The organism is Microbacterium marinum, assembly GCF_014204835.1.
Lineage (GTDB): Bacteria > Actinomycetota > Actinomycetes > Actinomycetales > Microbacteriaceae > Microbacterium > Microbacterium marinum.
The window spans coordinates 1,809,678-1,828,660 of the sequence record NZ_JACHMD010000001.1 but is presented as its reverse complement, the minus strand read 5'-3'; the positions used below and the strand labels follow the sequence as shown (position 1 = coordinate 1,828,660).

Annotated in this window: 27 protein-coding genes; 7 read left to right on the top strand and 20 right to left on the bottom strand. The window is 69.4% G+C overall.

Annotated features, from left to right (window positions below):
• Positions 1–10 precede the first annotated feature (10 nt).
• The 7 genes from BKA24_RS15795 to BKA24_RS08960 all read left to right on the top strand — a co-directional run bounded on the left by BKA24_RS15795 (position 11) and on the right by BKA24_RS08960 (position 4,977).
• The gene (locus tag BKA24_RS15795; protein WP_281385744.1) at positions 11–145 is read left to right on the top strand and encodes a hypothetical protein; all 135 of its coding nucleotides are present in this window, start codon (positions 11–13) and stop codon (positions 143–145) included.
• On the top strand, positions 142–819 hold the full coding sequence (locus BKA24_RS08985) for a hypothetical protein (protein ID WP_184217265.1): 678 nt from the start codon (positions 142–144) through the stop codon (positions 817–819). The genes BKA24_RS15795 and BKA24_RS08985 overlap by 4 nt, the downstream gene beginning before the upstream one ends.
• Positions 819–1,544 carry a hypothetical protein gene (locus tag BKA24_RS08980; protein WP_184217263.1) on the top strand — a complete coding sequence of 242 codons (726 nt, stop codon included), beginning with the start codon at positions 819–821 and terminating at the stop codon, positions 1,542–1,544. Before BKA24_RS08985 ends, BKA24_RS08980 begins: the two co-directional genes overlap by 1 nt.
• Before the next feature lie 131 nt (positions 1,545–1,675).
• Positions 1,676–2,095, top strand: a complete 420-nt coding sequence (locus BKA24_RS08975) for a hypothetical protein (RefSeq protein ID WP_184217261.1) — start codon at positions 1,676–1,678, stop codon at positions 2,093–2,095.
• Between the two features lie 21 nt (positions 2,096–2,116).
• The gene (locus tag BKA24_RS08970) at positions 2,117–3,436 is read left to right on the top strand and encodes a hypothetical protein (RefSeq protein WP_184217259.1); all 1,320 of its coding nucleotides are present in this window, start codon (positions 2,117–2,119) and stop codon (positions 3,434–3,436) included.
• Between the two features lie 45 nt (positions 3,437–3,481).
• Positions 3,482–4,018 (top strand): hypothetical protein, encoded by a 537-nt coding sequence (locus BKA24_RS08965; protein WP_184217257.1) that lies wholly within the window; start codon positions 3,482–3,484, stop codon positions 4,016–4,018.
• Complete coding sequence (locus tag BKA24_RS08960; protein WP_184220920.1) at positions 4,015–4,977, top strand: hypothetical protein; 963 nt, start codon at positions 4,015–4,017, stop codon at positions 4,975–4,977. The genes BKA24_RS08965 and BKA24_RS08960 overlap by 4 nt, the downstream gene beginning before the upstream one ends.
• A 57-nt stretch (positions 4,978–5,034) precedes the next feature.
• Here the strand turns inward: BKA24_RS08960 and BKA24_RS08955 are convergent, their stop codons facing one another.
• From BKA24_RS08955 to BKA24_RS08865, 20 genes are all read right to left on the bottom strand, one after another.
• Positions 5,035–5,508 (bottom strand): hypothetical protein, encoded by a 474-nt coding sequence (locus BKA24_RS08955; RefSeq protein ID WP_184217254.1) that lies wholly within the window; start codon positions 5,506–5,508, stop codon positions 5,035–5,037.
• Complete coding sequence (locus BKA24_RS08950; RefSeq protein ID WP_184217252.1) at positions 5,505–6,035, bottom strand: hypothetical protein; 531 nt, start codon at positions 6,033–6,035, stop codon at positions 5,505–5,507. Before BKA24_RS08950 ends, BKA24_RS08955 begins: the two co-directional genes overlap by 4 nt.
• Positions 6,036–6,094: 59 nt before the next feature.
• A complete protein-coding gene (locus tag BKA24_RS08945) occupies positions 6,095–6,853 on the bottom strand; it encodes a hypothetical protein (RefSeq protein ID WP_184217250.1) in 759 nt (252 codons plus the stop codon).
• Positions 6,850–7,257 carry a hypothetical protein gene (locus BKA24_RS08940; RefSeq protein ID WP_184217248.1) on the bottom strand — a complete coding sequence of 136 codons (408 nt, stop codon included), beginning with the start codon at positions 7,255–7,257 and terminating at the stop codon, positions 6,850–6,852. The genes BKA24_RS08945 and BKA24_RS08940 overlap by 4 nt, the downstream gene beginning before the upstream one ends.
• A complete protein-coding gene (locus BKA24_RS08935) occupies positions 7,254–7,658 on the bottom strand; it encodes a hypothetical protein (protein WP_184217246.1) in 405 nt (134 codons plus the stop codon). Before BKA24_RS08935 ends, BKA24_RS08940 begins: the two co-directional genes overlap by 4 nt.
• Positions 7,648–10,257: a bifunctional DNA primase/polymerase gene (locus BKA24_RS08930; RefSeq protein ID WP_184217244.1), complete on the bottom strand. Its 2,610-nt coding sequence runs from the start codon at positions 10,255–10,257 to the stop codon at positions 7,648–7,650. Before BKA24_RS08930 ends, BKA24_RS08935 begins: the two co-directional genes overlap by 11 nt.
• 76 nt (positions 10,258–10,333) lie before the next feature.
• Positions 10,334–11,281, bottom strand: a complete 948-nt coding sequence (locus BKA24_RS08925; protein WP_184217241.1) for a hypothetical protein — start codon at positions 11,279–11,281, stop codon at positions 10,334–10,336.
• Between the two features lie 21 nt (positions 11,282–11,302).
• Positions 11,303–12,262, bottom strand: coding sequence for an AAA family ATPase (locus BKA24_RS08920; protein ID WP_184217239.1), 960 nt, complete (start codon positions 12,260–12,262; stop codon positions 11,303–11,305).
• 61 nt (positions 12,263–12,323) lie between these two features.
• Positions 12,324–13,358: a hypothetical protein gene (locus BKA24_RS08915; RefSeq protein ID WP_184217237.1), complete on the bottom strand. Its 1,035-nt coding sequence runs from the start codon at positions 13,356–13,358 to the stop codon at positions 12,324–12,326.
• Between the two features lie 177 nt (positions 13,359–13,535).
• A complete protein-coding gene (locus BKA24_RS08910; RefSeq protein ID WP_184217235.1) occupies positions 13,536–13,916 on the bottom strand; it encodes a WhiB family transcriptional regulator in 381 nt (126 codons plus the stop codon).
• The gene (locus tag BKA24_RS08905) at positions 13,900–14,190 is read right to left on the bottom strand and encodes a hypothetical protein (protein WP_184217233.1); all 291 of its coding nucleotides are present in this window, start codon (positions 14,188–14,190) and stop codon (positions 13,900–13,902) included. The genes BKA24_RS08910 and BKA24_RS08905 overlap by 17 nt, the downstream gene beginning before the upstream one ends.
• The gene (locus BKA24_RS08900; RefSeq protein ID WP_184217231.1) at positions 14,187–14,600 is read right to left on the bottom strand and encodes a hypothetical protein; all 414 of its coding nucleotides are present in this window, start codon (positions 14,598–14,600) and stop codon (positions 14,187–14,189) included. Before BKA24_RS08900 ends, BKA24_RS08905 begins: the two co-directional genes overlap by 4 nt.
• A 121-nt stretch (positions 14,601–14,721) precedes the next feature.
• On the bottom strand, positions 14,722–16,680 hold the full coding sequence (locus tag BKA24_RS08895) for a helicase-related protein (protein WP_184217229.1): 1,959 nt from the start codon (positions 16,678–16,680) through the stop codon (positions 14,722–14,724).
• On the bottom strand, positions 16,677–16,916 hold the full coding sequence (locus BKA24_RS08890; protein ID WP_184217227.1) for a hypothetical protein: 240 nt from the start codon (positions 16,914–16,916) through the stop codon (positions 16,677–16,679). Before BKA24_RS08890 ends, BKA24_RS08895 begins: the two co-directional genes overlap by 4 nt.
• Positions 16,913–17,179 (bottom strand): hypothetical protein, encoded by a 267-nt coding sequence (locus BKA24_RS08885; protein ID WP_221417302.1) that lies wholly within the window; start codon positions 17,177–17,179, stop codon positions 16,913–16,915. The genes BKA24_RS08890 and BKA24_RS08885 overlap by 4 nt, the downstream gene beginning before the upstream one ends.
• On the bottom strand, positions 17,176–17,745 hold the full coding sequence (locus BKA24_RS08880; protein WP_184217222.1) for a hypothetical protein: 570 nt from the start codon (positions 17,743–17,745) through the stop codon (positions 17,176–17,178). The genes BKA24_RS08885 and BKA24_RS08880 overlap by 4 nt, the downstream gene beginning before the upstream one ends.
• Positions 17,746–17,895: 150 nt before the next feature.
• The gene (locus BKA24_RS08875) at positions 17,896–18,342 is read right to left on the bottom strand and encodes a hypothetical protein (RefSeq protein WP_184217220.1); all 447 of its coding nucleotides are present in this window, start codon (positions 18,340–18,342) and stop codon (positions 17,896–17,898) included.
• Positions 18,343–18,356: 14 nt separating this feature from the next.
• Complete coding sequence (locus BKA24_RS08870; protein WP_184217218.1) at positions 18,357–18,665, bottom strand: hypothetical protein; 309 nt, start codon at positions 18,663–18,665, stop codon at positions 18,357–18,359.
• Complete coding sequence (locus BKA24_RS15790) at positions 18,662–18,790, bottom strand: hypothetical protein (protein WP_281385743.1); 129 nt, start codon at positions 18,788–18,790, stop codon at positions 18,662–18,664. The genes BKA24_RS08870 and BKA24_RS15790 overlap by 4 nt, the downstream gene beginning before the upstream one ends.
• The gene (locus BKA24_RS08865) at positions 18,787–18,969 is read right to left on the bottom strand and encodes a hypothetical protein (RefSeq protein WP_184217216.1); all 183 of its coding nucleotides are present in this window, start codon (positions 18,967–18,969) and stop codon (positions 18,787–18,789) included. The genes BKA24_RS15790 and BKA24_RS08865 overlap by 4 nt, the downstream gene beginning before the upstream one ends.
• Positions 18,970–18,983: the final 14 nt, after the last annotated feature.

The following is an 18,983-nucleotide window of genomic DNA, read 5'->3' as shown; positions in this document are numbered from 1 at the left end:
AGGAGAGACGATGGCACTCGAAGGCGCCAGCGCCAACCTCGGCTCCGAATCCCGCGAGTGGGTCGCCACCGTCGAGCGACTCATCCTCGAGCAGCAGCGCACCATCGCCCGCCTCGAGGGCGAGCTCCGGGCGGTCGTCCGATGATCACCCTCCCCAACGGCGTCAAGGTGCCCGACGGCTCCGACCTCGCCGACCCCCAGATCCTCCTCGGTGACGTCGCCCGCTCCATCTCCGACGCGCTCGGCGGCCTCGGCACCGGAAAGCGCCAGCCTCACCTCTATGCCGTCGCCAACCAGACCGAGAAGACCGCCCTCGCCAGCCTCACCACCCTCCAGGACGGCGACCGCGTCTTCGTCGCCGATACCGGATGGTGGGAGCTGCGCAGCGGCGGCGCGTGGATCGTGTGGGAGACCATGCAGGCCGTCGCGTGGCCGTTCGCCCACACCGGCGTCAGCCCGGGCAACGGCACCGGTGCATTCTCGTACTTCCTTCGCGGCGACCTCGTCCACCTCTCCGGCTCATTCCGCTTCGGCAGCACCACGAGCGTCACCACCTCCAGCGGGGCCCTCGCGCTCCCCTTCGTCCACGCCGACGGCACCACCACGCCTCTCGTGCTCGGCACTTGCAGCGCGCAGTCGGGCGGCGCGTTGTTCTGGCAGGGGGTCGTCGTGGGGCAGTCGGGCACCGCCTCCGGAGCTATGCGCTTCGACGTCGGCGCGGCATCCGGCGTCCTCGCCGCCCTCTCCGCCACGGCCCCGCGCGCGTGGGGATCCGGCGACATCCTCAGCTTCGACATCCGCTGGCGACGGAAGCTGTAATGGGCACCGCGCACGCCAACGGCGTCTGGCTCCCCGGGGCGCGGGAGCCGATCGACTGGCAGATCAGCCCGACCATCATGGCCGCCGCCGCAGGCAACGCGATCGCCGGCCGCAGCGACGGCACCCCCCAGCCGCGCCTCTTCCGCGCCGCCAACGCGACCGAGGCCGACGCCGTGAAAGACGCTGGCCTACGCCCTGGCGACCAGATCTACCGCCTCGACACCGACTGGGTCGAAGAGCTCGGGCCGGAGGGGTGGAAGGTCGTGAAGACCTACCGCGCAGTCCCCTACGCCCCCTACGGCGCCTACGCCCAGCACGGCCTCGGCTACTCACCCACCGGCGACGACCACGCCTGGCTGTACTGGGTCGACGGCGAGCAGGTCACCATCCAGGCGCACATCCGCTGGGCCTCCGGCGCACCCACCCTCTGGAACAGCTCCTTCCCCGCGCGCATCTACCTCCCCGAGGATCTCCCGATGCGCTACATCGACCAGAACCTCGGCACCCTCGGCGTCGCCCACTGCACCATCGGGTCGAACCAGCGCATGGGCTACGTCGCCGGCGTCTGGGGCTCCTACTCCGACGGCGTCGACACGACCGGACTCATGTACGCCGCGGTCACCTTCATCGCCGACGGCGAGGGCTCAGCCGCCATGGCGCAGGGCTCCCCCGAGACCTGGACGACCAACAGCTCCTTCTCGGTCCGGTTCACCTACATCACCTGATCCACCGCCGGAAGCCGTTTAGCCGACGGGCCACACCTAGACTCCCCCGCGCCAAGACCGAAGGAGGAGCAGATGCCCCGAGGCAACACCTACGCGACGTCGCCCTCCCAGCACCCCGCAGGACCGAGCGCATGAGCGAAGAGACGCCCCCGATCGGCGTAGTCGTCATCTCGCCCGACGCGGTCTACAAAGAGGTGCTCCAGATGAAGACCGACCTCGGCGACATGACCGGCCTCCTCAAGCAGCACATCGCGCTGCAGGAGCGTCAGAACGCCGGCATCGAAGAACGACTCCAGAACCACGGCACCCGCCTCGGCAACCACGACACCGACATCTCCGGCCTCAACGCCCGCGTCGGCGTCGCCGAGAGCGACCTCCGCGAGATCAAGGCAGACCGCGCCCGCCGCGACGCCGAGACCGTCCGCCGCGAAAACCGCAAGGCCCCGTGGTGGCAGATCGTCGCCACCATCATCGGCGTCGGCGGCTTCGTCTTCCTCCTGATCAACCAGTACAACTCGCAGCTCGAGTTCATCTCACGCCTCACCCCGTAGTCCGCCAGAGAGAGGGCACCCGTGGCGCATCACCTCGCACGAACCGACCTGGAAGGCAACGAGGACTTCCTCGCCGACCTTCTCGATGACGACATGACCCGCGACTCCATCTGCGAGAAGTGGAACGCGTCCGCCGGCTACGTTTCCGGCCGCCGCCGCAAGGCACGCGACGAGCGCGCCGGGAAGCCGCCGGTCATCCCCGCCACCGACGGGCCCACCCCCTCCGCCACCGGGAAGGCGGACGAGACCTTCGACGTCGACATCCATGGCAACGTCAAGATGGAGAAGCTCGCCGACCGGATCATCCCCCTCGCGGAGTGGCTGGAAGATCTCCGCAAGCAGGGCTTCGACCCCGACGACTTCACGTACTCCGTCGGGCACTCCGTCTGGACGCAGCACACCCGCGCGCAGGTCACCAAGACCCTCTACGCCAACCGCTTCTCCGCCACCCTCCGCGCCGCCGCGACCAAGGAGCTCCTCGTCTCGCACGAGGAGGTGATGGAGGCGATCCGCACCTTCCAGTACATCCCCGCCGACCGCGCCTACCAGGACAAGGGCTTCTTGCTCATGCCCACGGACCTCCAGGTCGGCAAGGTCGACATCGCCGGCGGCACCGCGCAGACCGCCGAGCAGGTGCTCCAGTCATTCGCTCGCGCCGCGGAGATCATCAAGGAAGAGCGGCCCCGCGAGGTCGCAATGGTCGACGCCGGCGACGTGATCGAGAACGTCTACAACACCTCAAGCCAGCTCGGCACCAACGACCGCGACCTCCCGCATCAGGTCGTCGAAGCGATGTTCCTCATGCAGCAGGGCATCCAGATGCTCGCCCCGCTCACCCGCGAGCTCCGCTACGCCGCCGTCAGCTCCAACCACGGCGCCTTCCGCACCGGCCCGAAGTCCCCCGGCGGCGACGCCCACGCCGACTACGGCCTCGCCGTGGCGAAGATGCTCGGCAACGCCCTCAAGCTCAACCCGGCCGCGTTCGGCCACGTCACCGTGCAGACCCCCGAGCCGCACATGGAGTCCCTCGCCTTCACGATCGCCGGCACCGAGGTCGGCGCGCTCCACGGGCATCAGACCGCCTCCCCCGACAAGATCGCCGACTGGTGGAAGGGCCAGGCCCTCGGCCGCCTCCCCGTCGCCGACGCTGACATCCTCCTCGTCGGCCACTGGCACTCTCTCCGCGTCCAGCAGGCGGGGGACGGCCGGTGGATCATCGTCGGCCCCTCCAGTGACCGTGGCTCCTCCTGGTTCACGAACCTCAAGGGCGACTCCGCCACCTCCGGGATGCTCTCGTTCTTCACTGCCGGCGGGCAGTGGTCCGATCTCCGCATCCTCTAGACTCCCCGCCGCCAAGCCACACCCCACACCGAGAATAGGATCCCCATGACCACTCAGCCGTTCTGGGCCAGCGCTGCCGCCTGGTTCACCGACTCGCGTCGCGCCGCGCTGCAGGCGCTCATCGCGAGCTCCCTCACGCTCCTCGCCGTGACCGGCCTCCTCAACCAGGAGCAGTCGTTCGCCCTCGGAGAGCTCTCCGCCTCCCTGCTCCTGCTCATCCAGGGCGTCATCGGTCTCTCGCTCCTGCGGGACAGCGAGTGGTCGACATGGCTGGGCACCAAGGGGCGCGCGCTCCTGTACGGGGCAGCTACCGCCCTCGGCCCCGTCGGCATCGCCTTCCAGCTCTGGGGCTCCGAGGTCTCCGCGCAGATCGCCACGATCGCTACGATCATCGCCTCCATCGCCACCGCATTCGTCCAGACGGTGAACGTCCACACCCTGAGCCCCGGCGAGGTCGAGGTGCTCGATCTCCCCGAAGATGTCCGGGAGGTCATCGCCCAGGCCGTCGCGCAGAAGGCGGGTGGGAGCGTCGCCGAGATGCCGGTCGAGCCCACCGACTCGAACGGAGGCACCGGGCGATGAGCGTCCGCGCCTCCGAGCTCCGCCCCTGGATCCGGTCGTGGTATCGCGACTGGGAGGGGTGGTGCCAGCGCCTCATGTGGAACGTCGTGAACGAGTTCGGCACCCTCAAGGTGACGTACTCCACCGCGTACGCCGCGTACAAGGACTCGAAGATCGTCTCGAAGAACGCGAGCAAGGCGACCGCCGGCGCCTTCCACTACTGGAAGTACATCGCGCCTGACAAGGCTGGGATCCGCCGGCGTCTCGACCACGTGGCCCTCGACCTCGGCGGCGGCCGCGTCTTCATGGCGTCGCGCCGCGTCGAGTCGCCCCACTGGCAGGTCAACGCCGGCGTCACCACGGTCGCCGAGTTCACCAAGGTCACCGGCTTCACCTACCTCGGGTGGTCGCGGACCAACGGCAAGAACACGGTCACCGTGATCGACGACCTCAGCCCCGCCCCGGCGCCCAAGCCGGTGAAGACGCCCGCCAAGCCGAAGCCCGCGCCGAAGCCGAAGCCCGCGCCGAAGCCGAGCGGGAGCACGCTGCGGATCGTGCTGCCGACGTGGTGGTTCACCTTCCCGACCGCGCAGGCCGCGCGCACCGCGACGAAGGGCGTCCAGGGCCGCGGCGTCGGTCCCGGCACCTACGCGGTGCGGCGCACCTCCGGCGGGGCGTACGAGATCGCCGAGGGCGTCTGGCTGAGCCCGCAGGCGAAGAAGCATGTCCGCGGGAAGAAGGTCGTGAAGCCGACCCCCACCCTGCGACCGAAGCTCCGCCTCCCCAGCTACCACTGGTACAAGACGGCGGCGCAGGCCGAGGCCCACACCTCGCCGCGCGGCGGCCAGTACGGCGGCGGCACGATGCTCGAGGGCCCGTACGACGTCCACGAGGTCAGCCGCGGCGGTGCCCGCAAGGTGTACTCCAACGCCAACGGGTGGTGCTGGGTCTCCCCGCAGGCAGCCAAGTACCTCGTGTGATTTAGCGCGCAAAACGAAGCCCCACCCTCAAGTCGCGAGGGTGGGGCTTCGTCGTTGCTACGCGGCCGCGGTGCGAGTGCGCGGCTTCGGCGGCCAGATCCGCTTCATGGTCGGCCGGTGGTCGCGCACTTTGAGGTAGGCGATCGCGTGGCGCGCGGAGTCGCGGGCGTGCTCCTGCCCGACGAACCAGAAGCCGACGCGCTTGAGGAGGATGTCGTCGGCGTGGGCCTTGTAGGTGTTGAGCTGCCAGGTGATCTGCACGTCCGAGTCGCTCCACCGGTCGATGACCGCGCCCTTGATCAGAAGGGGCGTGACGTCAGGGCTCACCGTGCGGCCATCGTCGACGAAGTCTTCGGCCACGATCTCGTCGATGTGCTGGCGAGTCTGGAAGCCGCGTGCCCACGAGACGAAGCCGTCGAGCCCGCCGGGGATCTGCCCGTGCTCGATGAGGTTGAGCGGCGTCACGACGCCGTAGTGCCACACGGAGTAGCCGGTGGTGCCGCCCGGGTCGAGGGACAGGAGGATGGTCACGCCGCGACCTCCGCCCATGTCGGGATGCGGCTCGGATCCTTGAGCCGGCGGGAGTCGAGCCACTGCCGGGCGGTGAGGTTTCCGATCGGAATGACGATCTCGTCGAGGGCCTCTGCCGCGTCGGAGTTCTCGAGCTCGTCGGCGAGCCGGTTGGCGAACTCCTTCCACGCGCGGATCCAGCCCTGGCCGCCGCCAGCCTCGTGAGCGATGCGACGCTCGGTCCTCTCGACGGCGATCTGCAGCATCCGGTGGAAGGAGCGGGCCTTCCCGTACCGGATCGCGTCGCAGAGGGGGTCTTCGGCGAGGCGGCGGATCGAGGCCTCCACGCGGCCCATGCGCCCCACGAGCGACGACTCGGTGCGGTGGATGAGGCTGGAGTCCATGAAGGGCGACTGCCAGGCGGTGGTCGCGTAGACGTCTTGGGCGACGGCATCGTCGTAGGCGACGTCGTCCATCTGCAGGAGCTCGGCGAGGGTGTGCGGGTAGACGTAGGGCCGTGAGGTGACGGCGGGTTTCGGGTTGGGCATGGTGTTCCTTTCGGGATGGTGTGGGTCGTGCAAGGTAGGTCAGTGGGCGGATGGGCTGGTTACGCGGCCGCGTCCCAGATGCCGTCGCGGGCGTCGGCGGCTCGGGCGGCCGCCTTCTTCTCTGCGGCCTTCTTGTCGGCGGCGGTGGGGGCGAAGTCGGCGAGCCACTCTTTGAGGCCGAGGGGCGCGGGGATCTCCTCCTCGAGCTCGATCTCGTTCGGCTCGCGGCCCTTGGTGTAGCCGACGCGGATCTCGCGGCCGTCGAGCGGGTCATAGGTCTGGGCGATCTGGAAGCCGCCGCCGCCGGGGTTGCGGAGCCAGATGGCGCCGCCGCCGCAGTCGATCGGTTCGCCGCGCTTGAGTCCCCAGGTGGCGTGCATCGCGAGACGGATCTGCCCCGTGGCGTCACGCTTCACCGCGCCGACGGCCACGGTCTCCAGGTAGTAGCCCGGGTAGCGGACGTCGCCGGCGGCGTAGTCGTTGTCGGCTCCCTCCTTCGATGCCTCGACGTAGCGCACGGGCGGCATGGACACGATGCTCTGCTGCACGCGCAGCTCCCACCTGTGGCTCGTGAGCCGCTTACACACCTGCGCGGGGGTGCTGCGGGGCGGCAGGGCGGCGATCTGGGCCGGGGTGAGGTCGAAGGCCGCGGTGACCGTCTCGGCGAGTTCTACGGGCTCCTGCGGCTCGTCCTCCCCCGCCTTCGCGCGCGCGGCGGCCTTGCGGGCGGCGTGGTAGTCGCGGAAGTAGGCCTCCCAGGAGACGCCGGGCGCGGCCTCGGTCGGGTACTGGAGGGGCGTGCGCTGATCGGCGCTCACCGAAATGCCACCGGCTCGCGGGGGCGGTCCCACGGGTTGACAGCCGGCGGCGGCCAGTCCTCCTCGCCGACGTAGGTGACGGGGCCACCGAACGCGGCGCTCATCCACTGCTCCTCGGTGAGGATGCCCGGTGAACCGGCGGGGGCGGCGAGGAGGTGGCGGAGGGCTCGGAAGATCGTGTCCGCGTCGTCGACGAGGCCGGCGGGGATGATGACCGACTCCGACAGGAACGGCGGCACCTGCCCCCAGCCGAGCACGCGCCCGGGTGAGCCGGATGCCGCGGGGCTGGGCTGGATCAGGAACGGCACGTCGAGGGCGGCTTTCGCGGCGCGGAGCATCGCCCCCCGCTCGGGCGTCAGCGCCGACCACGGGTGGATCGGCAGCGGCCGCACGTCCCCGCTCATTCGACACCCTCGCGGGCGAGGGTGGCGCGGCGGAGCTGCGTCTTCACGGTCGCCACGGTGACGCCGAGGATCTTCGCGAGAGTGCCGGCGGAGGTGCCCAGCTCGACGATGCGGGCGGTGAGGACGTCGTTGAGCTTGCCGACGGCGCGCAGCTCGAACTCCTCGAGGATGAGGTCGAGGGTGGCGGCGTTGAAGCGGCCGCCGGTGCGGTCGGTCTTCGTGACGATCTGGCGCACCTCGTGCATCTTGACGCCGGAGATGGCGACGATGTTGGTGAGGGACCAGAGGTTCTGCGCGGCGAGCTCGCGGACGGCGCGCTCGCGCCAGGCCAGGTCGTGTCGACCGGCGTAGTGGTAGATGGCGGCGGCCCGCTTGGTGGCCTCCCAGTTCTTACGCTGCACGGGCGTAGCCTCCTGCTCTGAGAATCTTGGTTCCGGTGTTCTGGTCGATGCTGGCTCGGCCTTGGGCGACGAGCTCGCCGATCATGTCTTCGACGTCGCGCCTTCGGTTGGCGAACCTGGGGAGGCGGTGGATGTCGGCGAACGAGACCACTCCTCCCCGCTCGAGGAGCGCCTTCTCGATCATGTTGACCTCGCGGGTGCGGAGGGACTCGTCGGTCGCGGCGACCATGATGAGGATGTTCGCGGCCCACTCCTCGGTCTGCTCGGCGGCGACCAGGAGGTCTCCCATCTCGATCCGGGTGCGGCCGGAGGAGAGTGCGACGAGTGCGGCGCAGCGCAGCACGGTCTCGGTGAGGCGGCGGAAGGTAGGCCTGAGCCGCTCCTCGTAGGGCGAGTTCTTCGCGATCTCCTGCAAGGTGACGGCGATGTTCTGGTGGCGGCGGGCGACGTCGGCGGGGATCCGCATGCGCGCCGGCGCGCCGGAGGGCGTGGAGACGGACTGCACGGCGGCGGCGAACTCGGCGGCCCACTGCTGGTACATGGCCTTGCCGGAAGCGACGGCGGCGGTGTCATCGTCGCCCTCGGCGGCGAGGTCTTCCTCGGTGAGGAATCCGCCGGCCATCATCGTGACCGACTCGGTCGGCATGTCGCCGATCCCCCACACGAATCGGTTGAGGAAGCCAGACTCCCAGTCGGCCGGGCTCATCACGTCGGCCATGCCCTGCGGGGTGCCCATGAGGTGGACGGTGAGGTAGGCCTGCGCGGCGCGGCCGGAGATCTCCTTGTCGGTGCGGCGGAAGATCGCGTCGATCTCCCCGTCGAAGGCGAGCGTGAGGACGCCGGGCACCTCGGAGTACGGGCTGTTCGGCTTGCGCCACGTCGGGATCTTCGTGTGGGCCTCGTCGAGGTGGAACCACGTGGCCTTCCCGTCGCGCTCGATGAGCGTGCCTTTGAGGGATTCGCCGGTGTGGTCACCACCGATCGACGGGCTCTCGCTGAGCATGTAGTACGCCTTGAAGATGTGCCGCGGCGGCCGCAGCGCCTCACTCTTACCGGTCGTGGTGCGTCCCACGATCGCCTGGAAGAGGTTGACGGGTCGGTCGTTCGCACCGGGCCGCGGGAGGACTCCCTTGGGCGAGAAGATGACAGACAGCACCGTCCACCGGTTCATTCGGTAGTACGGCTCGTTGACGGCCTCGAACGTCTTCCGCGCCCAGTCGAGGTAGCGGGCACCGAACCAGTCCACGGTGGCCGCCTGCGCGCGCTCCTGCTCGTTGATCAGGGTGACGGAGGGGCCGGCGGCTTGGGGCGGAGGCGCGGGCAGGGCGATGATCGGCGCGGGCGCGTCGTCGGCGATGGTGCCGGTGGTGAGCGTCTCGATCGCGGCGGCGACCTCGGCCCAGAGCTGCTCGATGGTGATGCACTTCGAGTGCGGGTCGGAGTAGGTCTGCCCGCCGAAGGTGATCGGCTGGAGGGATGCCGCGCAATGCCAGACGAGGGTGGCCGCTTCGATCTCCTCCACTCCCGCCTCGAGGAGCGCGTGCAGGAGGCCTGCGCGGTGCGCGGCGCGCTGGGAGGGCTCGGGCGCGTGTGCCCACGCGGCGACGAACGGGCGGCCCTGGATGGTCGGGTACGGGCGGTCTGACGGGAAGCCGCGCCAGGCCTGCAGCGCGGGGAGGTCGGGCTCGGGCGGCGACTCAAACTGCCCCGCGGTGACCTTCTGCGCGGAGTGCCACTGCTCGTCGATGTTCTCGGGGCCCCACGACGGATAGGTGGGGGTGTACTGCAGGAGGATGCCGTGGGCCTGCTCGGGCGTGAGCGCGTACGCGTTGGAGCGGGCGATGCGGGAGAGCCAGCATGCCTGGTGGAAGACGGTGTCGTGCCACCCGCTGCCGGGTGCCCACACGTCGGGGAGTGACTGGAGGCGGGCGATGATGGTGCGGATCTTGCGCTCTTCGTGGCGCGTGGCGGATGCGGGGATCTCGCCGCTCCACTGTGCGCCCTGGTGCCCGTACTCCCGCTCGTCGAGGCGGAGGTATTCGATCCACGCCTCGGGGAGGTACTCGAAGTCGTCGACGTGCGGGGGCTCGGCGAGGAGCTCGCCTTCGGCGTCGTACCAGAGGTAGGGCGCGCCGGTCTCGGGGTGAATGGAGGGCCAGGCGACGGTGTACCTGTGGTGCGCCTGGATGATGTCGATGTGGACGTTCTTCGGCTCGACGCCGGGGATGGGCGGCTTGCCGTACATCTCGACCGGCTCGCGGAGGGCGAAGAACTGCTGGCGGGCGGGCGAGTCAGCGCCGCGCGCGGTGGACGACGGGGTTGCCGGGAGCGGGCCGAGCTTGGCCTCCAGCTCGCGGAGCTGGTCGGCACCGTTCTTCGGGCCGTAGTGGTCGACGTCGATGCCGACGTAGAGGTTTGCGCGCAAACCGACGTTCTGGTGCGCCCACTCGGGGTCGGCGCTCCACTGCGCGATCGACTCCGCGGTCACGGAACCGTTGCGGCCGGTGGCGCCCTGGACGGGGGGCGTCTTCCCCTTGACGGGGAACGGCAGGAAGCCGCGCTGCAGGTACAGACCGGCGACCTGGGCAAATGTCGTCACGGGGGACGCTCTCCTTCGGGTGAGGCGTGGGAACGCGGGCGGCGCGTGGGCTATACGCGCCGCCCGCGTGGGGCGATCAGTACGCGGTGGTGTCCGAGTACGCGACCGCCTGCAGTCCTCCTGCGGGCTGCTGCTGCTGTGCGGCCAGGGCGGCGGCCGCGGCCTGCTGCTGGGCGGCCCACTCGTTCACCGGCGGGGTGCCGGGGTCCGGGATGACCTGGCCGGGGAATGCCGGGTTGGCCGGGGCCACGTACTGCTGCTGAGCGGGCGGCTGCTGGTACGGCTGCTGAGCGACCGGAGCGACGGCCGGGATGCCGCCACCCATCGCCGGGATGCCGCCGCCGACCTGGGGAATGCCGCCGCCGACGGTGGGGATGCCGCCGCCGACCTGCGGGATGCCGCCGCCGACCGTGGGGATGCCGCCGCTGGCCGCGCCGCCCTGGAGGGACGGGTGGTCGGGGATGAGCGCTCCGGCCGGGGTGAGCCACGGTGCCAGCGATCCGCCAGCGGGAAGCGTCGGGGTCCGAGCGAAGTCGGCGTCCGCGGCGTCCACGTCGTCGATCTCGTTGGAGCCGAGCGGGTTGTGCTCGTCGGGCACCTTCGGCTTGCCGAGGATGATCGTGATGACGCGACCCTCCACGTTCGACGGGAGCGGGGCCCCGGCGATGATCTGCTCCTCGGTCATGCCCATGATCTTCGTGAAGAAGTTCCAGAACATCCACGCCGATGCGCCGTCGGGGTTCTTGTCCGTGGGGGCGAAGTTCGTGAACAGCGGGATCCGCACGAAGAACGTGCGGCGGGCGCCGAGGGGCGAACCCTCGAGGATCTGCACCTGCAGGCGCACACACTGCTTGCCGGCGTTGCGGCTGCCAGCCTTGGCGAAGTCCTCGACGCCCTTGTTCTCGATGATCCGGGCCTGGTAGCGGCCTCGCAGGAGCGGGGTGAAGTCGCCGCCACCGGAGCGGTCGGCGGCCTCCTTGGCGGCTGCGGCGGCGTTGGGGCCGATCTGTGCGGTGAATGACATGGTGTCGTCCTCTCGTGCGGGTTAGGCGGCGGCCGCGGGCGCGGTTGCCGTGGTCGTGACGGGCTGGGGGTCGGTGGGGGCCTGCGGCTGGACCGCGGCGGCGATCTGCTCGGCGGGCATGGTGGGGATCTGCGTGGCGGCGACCGGGGAGGCGACCTCGCCGCGGATGAGGCCGTACAGCAGGTCCATCGAGAAGTTGTCGATGCGGTTGGGCAGGAACGAGGAGTAGCGCTGCTTGGAGATCGCGCCGTCGGTGCCGGAGAGGTCGGCGATGATGTTGACCTCGCCGTTCTCCAGCTCCTCCTTGCGGAGGTAGACGACCACGGACGGGATGCCCGCGGCGTTGTCCTTCATCGAGCCCTGGAACTTCGGCTTGAGGGTGGAGACGCCGGTCTTCTTCGCCTCCTTCTCGTCGACCTTGGTGTGCACGAGGCCGATGCCGAGCATGTCGGGGTGGTTCTGGAGCTGCCAGAGGACGTTGCTCGTCCACTTCGCGACCTCGCCCCAGCCGCCCTGCGTGTTCAGCTTGGTGTGGTCATCGTTCCACGTGTTGGCGAGGAACCACTCGATCGCGGTCTCCTGCGCCACGTCGAGGGTGTCGACGATGAGGTACTGGAAGCCGTAGGCCTTGCCGTTCTTCATCAGGTCGTTGAAGTAGTTGTGGAACTTCACGAACGCGTCGGGCTGGGTCTTGTCGATGCGGATGATCGTGATGAGGCCGGCCTTGTGCTTGGCGCGCAGGACGGGGTCGTTGAGGAGAACCTCGGTGCCGTTGTCGATGTCGAGCACGACGCCACGGTCGAAGCCGCGTACCTTCGCGATCGTCAGCGCGGCACGCGACTTACCCTGGCCGGGCTCGGCGTGGATCATAATGCTGCCCGGCTCACCGAAGTCTTCGATGGGGGCGATGTCCTGAGCCCAGATGGGCATGGGGAGCTGGGTGACGGGGGCCGCGGGTGCGGCGGGGGTTGCGGAAGACATCGAGTCCCTCTCTCTCGGTCGTGCAGTCTATTGACGGTTTGCGCGCTAAATCCGTTCGCCGTCAGGCGGCGACGGGATCCAGCGTGGGGATGACGGGAATGCCGGTTGCGGGTGCCATGTCGACGCCCTGGTCGATGAGCTCCTGCGCGCGGAGCTGCTTGGTGGTGACCTCGCGGGCCGGGAGGCCGAGGTCGTCCCACTCGATGTCGAGGCGGCGGCGGGCCTTCTCGTGCTCGCCGCTGCAGAACTTGCAGGCCTCGTGCGAGGCGAAGCTGGAGATCTCCGCGCCACCGGCGAGGGCAGCGACGATGTCGGTGCCGCGCTGGATGAGCGCGTCGGTGTAGGCCTCGTCGTAGTTGAACGACACGACCAGGATGTCGTGCTTGCGCTCGGGGTCGTCGTACCCGGAGAAGGCCGGGTTGTCGAAGAAGCCGGTGCCGTCGCGTGCGATGTAGACGATGGAGGCGCGGGCGGCGCCGGAGGCGCGCATGTAGAGGTTCTGCTGCCCGTAGTACCAGAGGTGCTTGTGGGCCATGGCCTGCCGCTCCTTCTGGAACTCGACGTACGAGAACGAGACGGTGGTGTGCTCGTCGGCCTTGAACTTGAAGCCGCCCTTGTACGCCTTCGTGTCTTTGGCCTGCGTCCACCGCGGCTCGAGGCCCACGCGGTGCTGTCCGCGCTCCTGGAGGATGTCCTCGAGGATCGCCATGAGGTGGCGCTTCGAGCCCTTCCAGTCGAGGATGCTCTTGTTGGTCAGGCGGGCGTCGAAGTGGCCGGGGATCTCCCCGTATCCGGGGATGACGGCGCAGGTGACGCGCTGCTCCATCTCGGCTCCCGGGTGGAGGGCCTGGGCGATGTGCTGTCGGCCCTCCAGCCCGTTGTGGAGAAGGGTGCCGAGTGCGCGGCCGAGGTAGGGCCGCTCGGCGAACTCGTTGAACCGCTTGTGCCCGGCGAGCTCCGCCGCCAGGCAGTTGTCGCACGGGTTCGAGAACGAGGACGCGCCGATCTGGGTCTGGCGATCGCGCTCGGTCTCGGCGTTGATCATCGAGATCGCGAGGTAGCGGATGTCGCTGTCGCTGACGATCGTGTCTCTCATCATCCTGCCCACCTCCTGTTCTTGAACTTCGCTCGTGCTGGGGTGTTGGTCTGGGAGGGAGGGGCGGGACGCTTGAGGCGTCCCTTGCCCCTCCTGGGGATGCCTCCGCTGCCGGTCATTTGATTGTTCCTCCTGTCGTCCCCTGGCGGGGATGACTCAACCATATACGTATATGGATCAGGGGGTCAATAGGGTCGCCGAAGAAACTTCGAGCTCCTCGTCGAGGTCGTCGTCCAGCTCAACGACCTGCAGCTCTCCGAGGTCGTCGGTGATCGCCATTTCCGCGGTCCTGCGGAGATGCCACTGCCTGCCGTTCACCCACGCGATGCCACCGTGCACGCCCCACGCCGGCTTCTCGTGCAGCGCCGACGCCCTGCACAGCTCCATGAGCGGGCACGGCGCGCACATCTGCCTGGCGACCTCCGCGGAGGGCGGGGTCACATAGTCGGCGTACGCCGGGCCGGAGCCCGCGCAGTACGGCTGCGGCGCGGCGGGCTTCTCATTGGCGAGCTCCAGGGCGGCCGTGAATCCCGGCAGCGGCTCACGCGGCGGACGCATCGGGCACCTCCCCCACTGCGGGCTCCAGGCCGGCGGCTTGGCGGAGCTGCGTGATGATCGAGACGCCCGGTTCGGCGGCCGCCCCGTCGAGCACGAGGCGCACCGCGCCAAGGCGATCGCGCAGCTCGTCGCGCTCCTCGCGCAGGGCCTCGACCTCGAGGTGGCGGCTCCACTCCTCGAGGTCCGCCTGTAGGTCACCGGTGGTCCCGGCCCCATCCCTCCACGTCAGGAAATCTTCGGCGGCGCGGATTTGCGCGCTAATCTCCATGGTCATGCTGCGGTCCTTCTCTCTTTGAGGCCCACGCCGGGCGGCGGGGCAAACTGTCGGTGGAGCTCCAGGAGCTCCTCATTGCGCCGGATGTCGCCCCAGACGCTGCGCCATTCGGCGTCCACCTCGGCGCGCTGATCGGCATCCATGTGCCGCGCGCGGATGCCGCGGGCGATGTTGCCGCGCACGTCGAGGTCTTCGGCGACCCACGACGCGGGCATCCCTTCGGCCATAAGCCCTTGGGCCCACGCCTCCAGCTCGAACGGCAGCGGCGGCGCATGCGGTGCCGGTTCTCGCAGCTTGAACTCCACCTCGGCACGCGCGACCGTGCGCTCGCTCACGCCGAACGCGGCCGCGATCGCGCCCCGGTCGTCATCGTGAATGGCGCGCAGCTCGACGAGCCTTTCCAGGCTCACTGTTTTCCCCACGGTTCTCCTCTCCGTCGACCGGATAGTACCAGGCCGACGTGTCATATCGGTATCACGGACGCCGCCGGGCTGCGGCGCCCCTGTTGTTTCGGTTGGGTTCACTCGGCGTTCACGCGGCGATCGTGATCGACTGCCGGATGAGCCACTGCTTGTGGATGAGGTTCTGCAGGCTGATCTCGTCGACGGTGCCGCGCATGACCAGGCGTGCGTGCTGGAAGTCGTCGATCGACACCTCGCGCCACTGGCCGTCCTCACCCTGCTGGGCGACGCGGCGCTTGAGGCGACCGGGGCGCAGGAATCGGCGGATCGCCTGTGCGTTGACGGCCGGGTTGCCGTCCGCTTCGGAGATCCAGATGACCTTGTCGCAGACCGTCTGGAAGCCGTCGAGGCCGACGCCGAACGACTGGACGGTGCAGATGATGTACGGGAACTCCCCCGCCAGGAAGGCGCGCTTGAGCTCGCGCCGCTGGGGCTTGGAGAGGTCGCCGGTGTAGGCGCGGGCGTCGACGCCGGCGCGCTGCATGCGGCGGGCGATGAAGTGGGCGCCGATCTTCGAGTCGGTGTAGATCGCGACCGGCTGCCCTGCCCACGCCTTCTCGAGGATGTTGCGCAGCGGCAGGAGCTTCGCGGACTCCGCGTCATCGGCCATCGCGACCTCGCCGTTCTCATCGAAGGAGAGCTCGGCGATCGTCACCTGCCGCAGGCGGATGTGAAGCTCCGGGGGAAGCTCGGTGACCAGCGGCTCCTCTTCGCCTTCCCAGTTCATCACCCACGTCAGCATGTCGGCCTGGAGATCCTCGAGCTGCGCAGCCTGCGCCGGGCTCGGGTCGACGTAGACGAGCTGCGCCGGCGGGATCGGGTCGGATGCCTCGCGGCGGATGTAGCACGGGAGGGTCGCGATGAACGCGCCCGGCTCCTTCTCCCCCACCGTCTTGACGAGGGCCACGCCACCGGGCGAGTAGCGCGGGTCGCCATCCTCGTCCAGGACGGGCGCGCGTTCCATCCACCGGGTCTTCCACACGTCGTGATTGGTATCGATGTAGGGCTCGTCGGTGGCGGGGTCGATGCCGGGCCAGGCCAGGCGCGTGACCGACCACATATTGTCGGGGTCGTTGAGGAACCACGTGCCGCTCATGGCGAGCATGAACGCGCCGTCGCGCATCGACAGGACGGTGCGACGCCCCTGCGACCACTTGTTGGCGACCACGTGCACCTCGTCGAAGACGATGAGGTCGACCGGGCCGCGCTTGCGGTTGCGCATCTTGCGGAACACGGCGAGGTGGATGGACTTGGTCTGGTAGACGGGGCCAGCGGCGGGCCCGATCATGTCGAAACGGCGCGCGACCTCCACGGCGACCTGCTCGACCTCGCCACCGTCGGGCGTCTCGATGTCGTGGACGATGGTGGCCCATTTCGCCTCGGGGCGATCGCGGAGGACGAGCTGCCCCTTCACCTGGCCCTTGCGCGGGTTGGTCGTCTTGTGACGCTTGAACAGGAACGGGTGGACGCCGCGCTCGTTGCCACCAGCGGGGTTGAATGCCGGGTTGGGGACCGGGCGCGACTCGAAGTCTTGCGCGACCAGGAAGTGCGATCCGGCGATGAAGAAGCCGTCCTCCCCCGCGAGGAACGCGGCAAGCTGCGCGCGGCCGGCGGGCGTGCCGTTCATCACGCGCGCGCGGATCTTGCCCTCGGACTGCGCGTAGATCCGCTCCACCCACTGGTCGTGGGTGTCGGGGAGGGCGATGAACAGGCCGCGCTTGAAGCCGCCGCGGAGGGCGATCTCGGTGGCCTGGACGGTCTTGCCGACGCCCATGTCGTCCGCGAGGAGCGCGCCGTCTGACTCGCCGTGCTCCTCGAGGATGCGGCGGATCGCGAACTCCTGCGAGGGTGCGATGCGACCGTGCTTCTTCGACTCCTCGTCGTCCATCCCGGGCACGTTCTCCCGGATGACGAGGATCTCGCGCATGGTCTTCTCGTCGTGCATGTGGATGTAGCGCAGCATCACCTCGGGGTGATCCTTGTGCGGCTTCCACAGCTCGCCGCCGCACTGCTCGCAGACGTTGGTCATGGCTTCTTGTTCTCCCGCCCCTCCGCGAGGAAGCGCTCCAGTTCGGCGCGCGCTTCGTCGACGACCTCCTGCGCGAGCGGCTGCATCGCAGCCAGCGCCTCGGAGACGGACGTGCCCTCGGGCCCGCCGCCCTCCAGGTGGGCGAGCCAGAAGTCGGCCGCCCACCAGTAGGTGGAGGCATCCCCGCCTCCGATGTAGCGGTCGAACTCGGCGAGGATCGGGTTGTCGGCGCTCACGAGATCGCGACCCGGAGTGTGGCACGGATGAGATCCCAGTGATCGCGCGCGAACCCGCCGCCGTTGTGGAGGCTGCGCTCGTCCGGCGTGGCGGCCGCGTCCCATTCGGCGAGGAGGGCCATGCCCGGCGCGTTGCGCTGCGCCCGGTCGGCCTCGATGGCGGCGGCGATGTAGGTCCGAATGGCGGCCCATGAGCGGGGCGTGCTCTTGGCTACCGATGGAGCAATCTCTTTCGCGATCTGCTCGGGCGTCTTCACGCTCACGCCGCCAGTCCCATGCTGCGGGCCCAGTCGAGGACGCGGGTGCGGTACGTGGCATCCTCGCCCTGGACGAGGGCGACCACGGGGTTGCGGCCCGACTCGGGCGTCCAGGAGGGTGTGACGGCGGTGAGGCGTCCGCCTGTGATCTGGAACTCGGCCTCGGTGGGCGCGCTCGTCGGGTCGTCGTGGCCGAGGGCTGACAGGAGGGGGGCGAGAGTGCCGGCGGCGGGGCGGATGATGATGGTGCCGGCGTCGGTGGCGGTGAACTCGGTGACCACGGCGATCTCGCCATCCACGTCGGCGACCACTTCTCCGCCGACCGAGATGATCTTGCCCGCGGCGATCGAGTCGTAGGCGGTGCGCCGGTCGGTGGTGTGGAAGCTCGGGAGCATGGAGGCGATCGAGTGACCCTCCTCCTGGTTGGCGACGTATGCGATCAGGTCGCGGCGTCCCTTGGCCGCGCTCAGCTCGGTTTCGAGCTGCTTTCGCAGGCGAGCCTCAAGGGACTTCTTGAGCTTGCGGAACTCGGCATCTGCCGCCTCCAGGCGGGCGAGAGTGTCGGTGGTCATCGTGGTGCTTCTCCTTCGATTCGAGAGTAGGGGGTCACCAGCCGAGGGCGCGCCATTTGGCGAACGCGTCGGTCTCGGCGTCAGGCGTAGGGGTGGTGGGCGCGAGCTCGCTGGCCTCGGTGGCGGCGGCGGTCGGCGCGTTCTGGGTGGTCATCGGGTGGCGTCCTCGGGTGTCGGGCAGGTGGGGAGATAGTGCGCAAAACGGGGGTCCGCTCCCCACGCGATGGCGAGCCGGTCGGCCTCGCATTCGTCCATCGCCGTGCCGTCGCGGTGCTGGGTGACGTGGGCGTATTCGTGGAGGGTGAGATAGCGGAGGGAGGTGGGGGTGAGACCGGGCGAGAGGTAGATCGTGTTCGGCGTGGCGGAGTGGAAGCATCCGCCGTTGCCGCCATCGGAGGCTGCGGCGCCGCAGTTGGTCTCGACGTCGGAGGTGAAGACTACCTCGACGTCATGCGCGCCGATGCCCGCGAGGATCTGGGGCGCGGTGAGGGCGGGCTGCGCGGGGATGGCCGAGCGGGCGCGACTGGGCGCGGTCACCGAAGCGTGCGTGATGCACACCGTCGCGATGATCGCGGCCGCGACTCCCGCCAGTGCCATCCCCGCGCCCCCGTTCACGCTCGAAGCTCCGCGAGGGTGTCGATGGCGGCGTGGAACGGGGCGAGGGTGCCGCAGCATCCGCCGTCCCATTCGAGGTTGCCGTCGGTGGGCGCGCCGCACTGGGTGCAGATGCCGAACGTGCGGCCGACCTCGCAGAATCCGCAGCCGTCGAGGCAATCGGCGCGGTGCGCCTCCTGCTCCTCGGCGTCCACGTCCCACCACGACGGGGTGGCGTCGGGGCGGGGGTGGCCGTGCTTCTCGGCGATGGCACTGTAGTAGGCGCTGGCGTCCGCGTTGGACTGCTCGATGGTGTACGGGCTCACTGGTTGCTCCCCTGGTCGAAGCCGGCGCTGTAGGCCTGCATGACGGGCCCGTGCATGGGCGGGTTGTACGGCTTGCCGGCGGTCGCGTCTGCGAGGCCACGCTCCTGCCATTCGCGGATGGTCACGCGCTCACCTCCCACTCGGCGACGATGTGCGCGCCCTCGCGGACGACGTGGGATTGGGCGGGCGGGGTGAGGCCGTCGATGTTGTGTGCGAAGTGGTCGGCGACCTCCCTCAGCACGGATGCGATCTGATCTCCCGACTTGGCGGCGGGAATGTTCAGAGTGAAGCTGGGGGTGCTCATACTGGTTCCTTCGT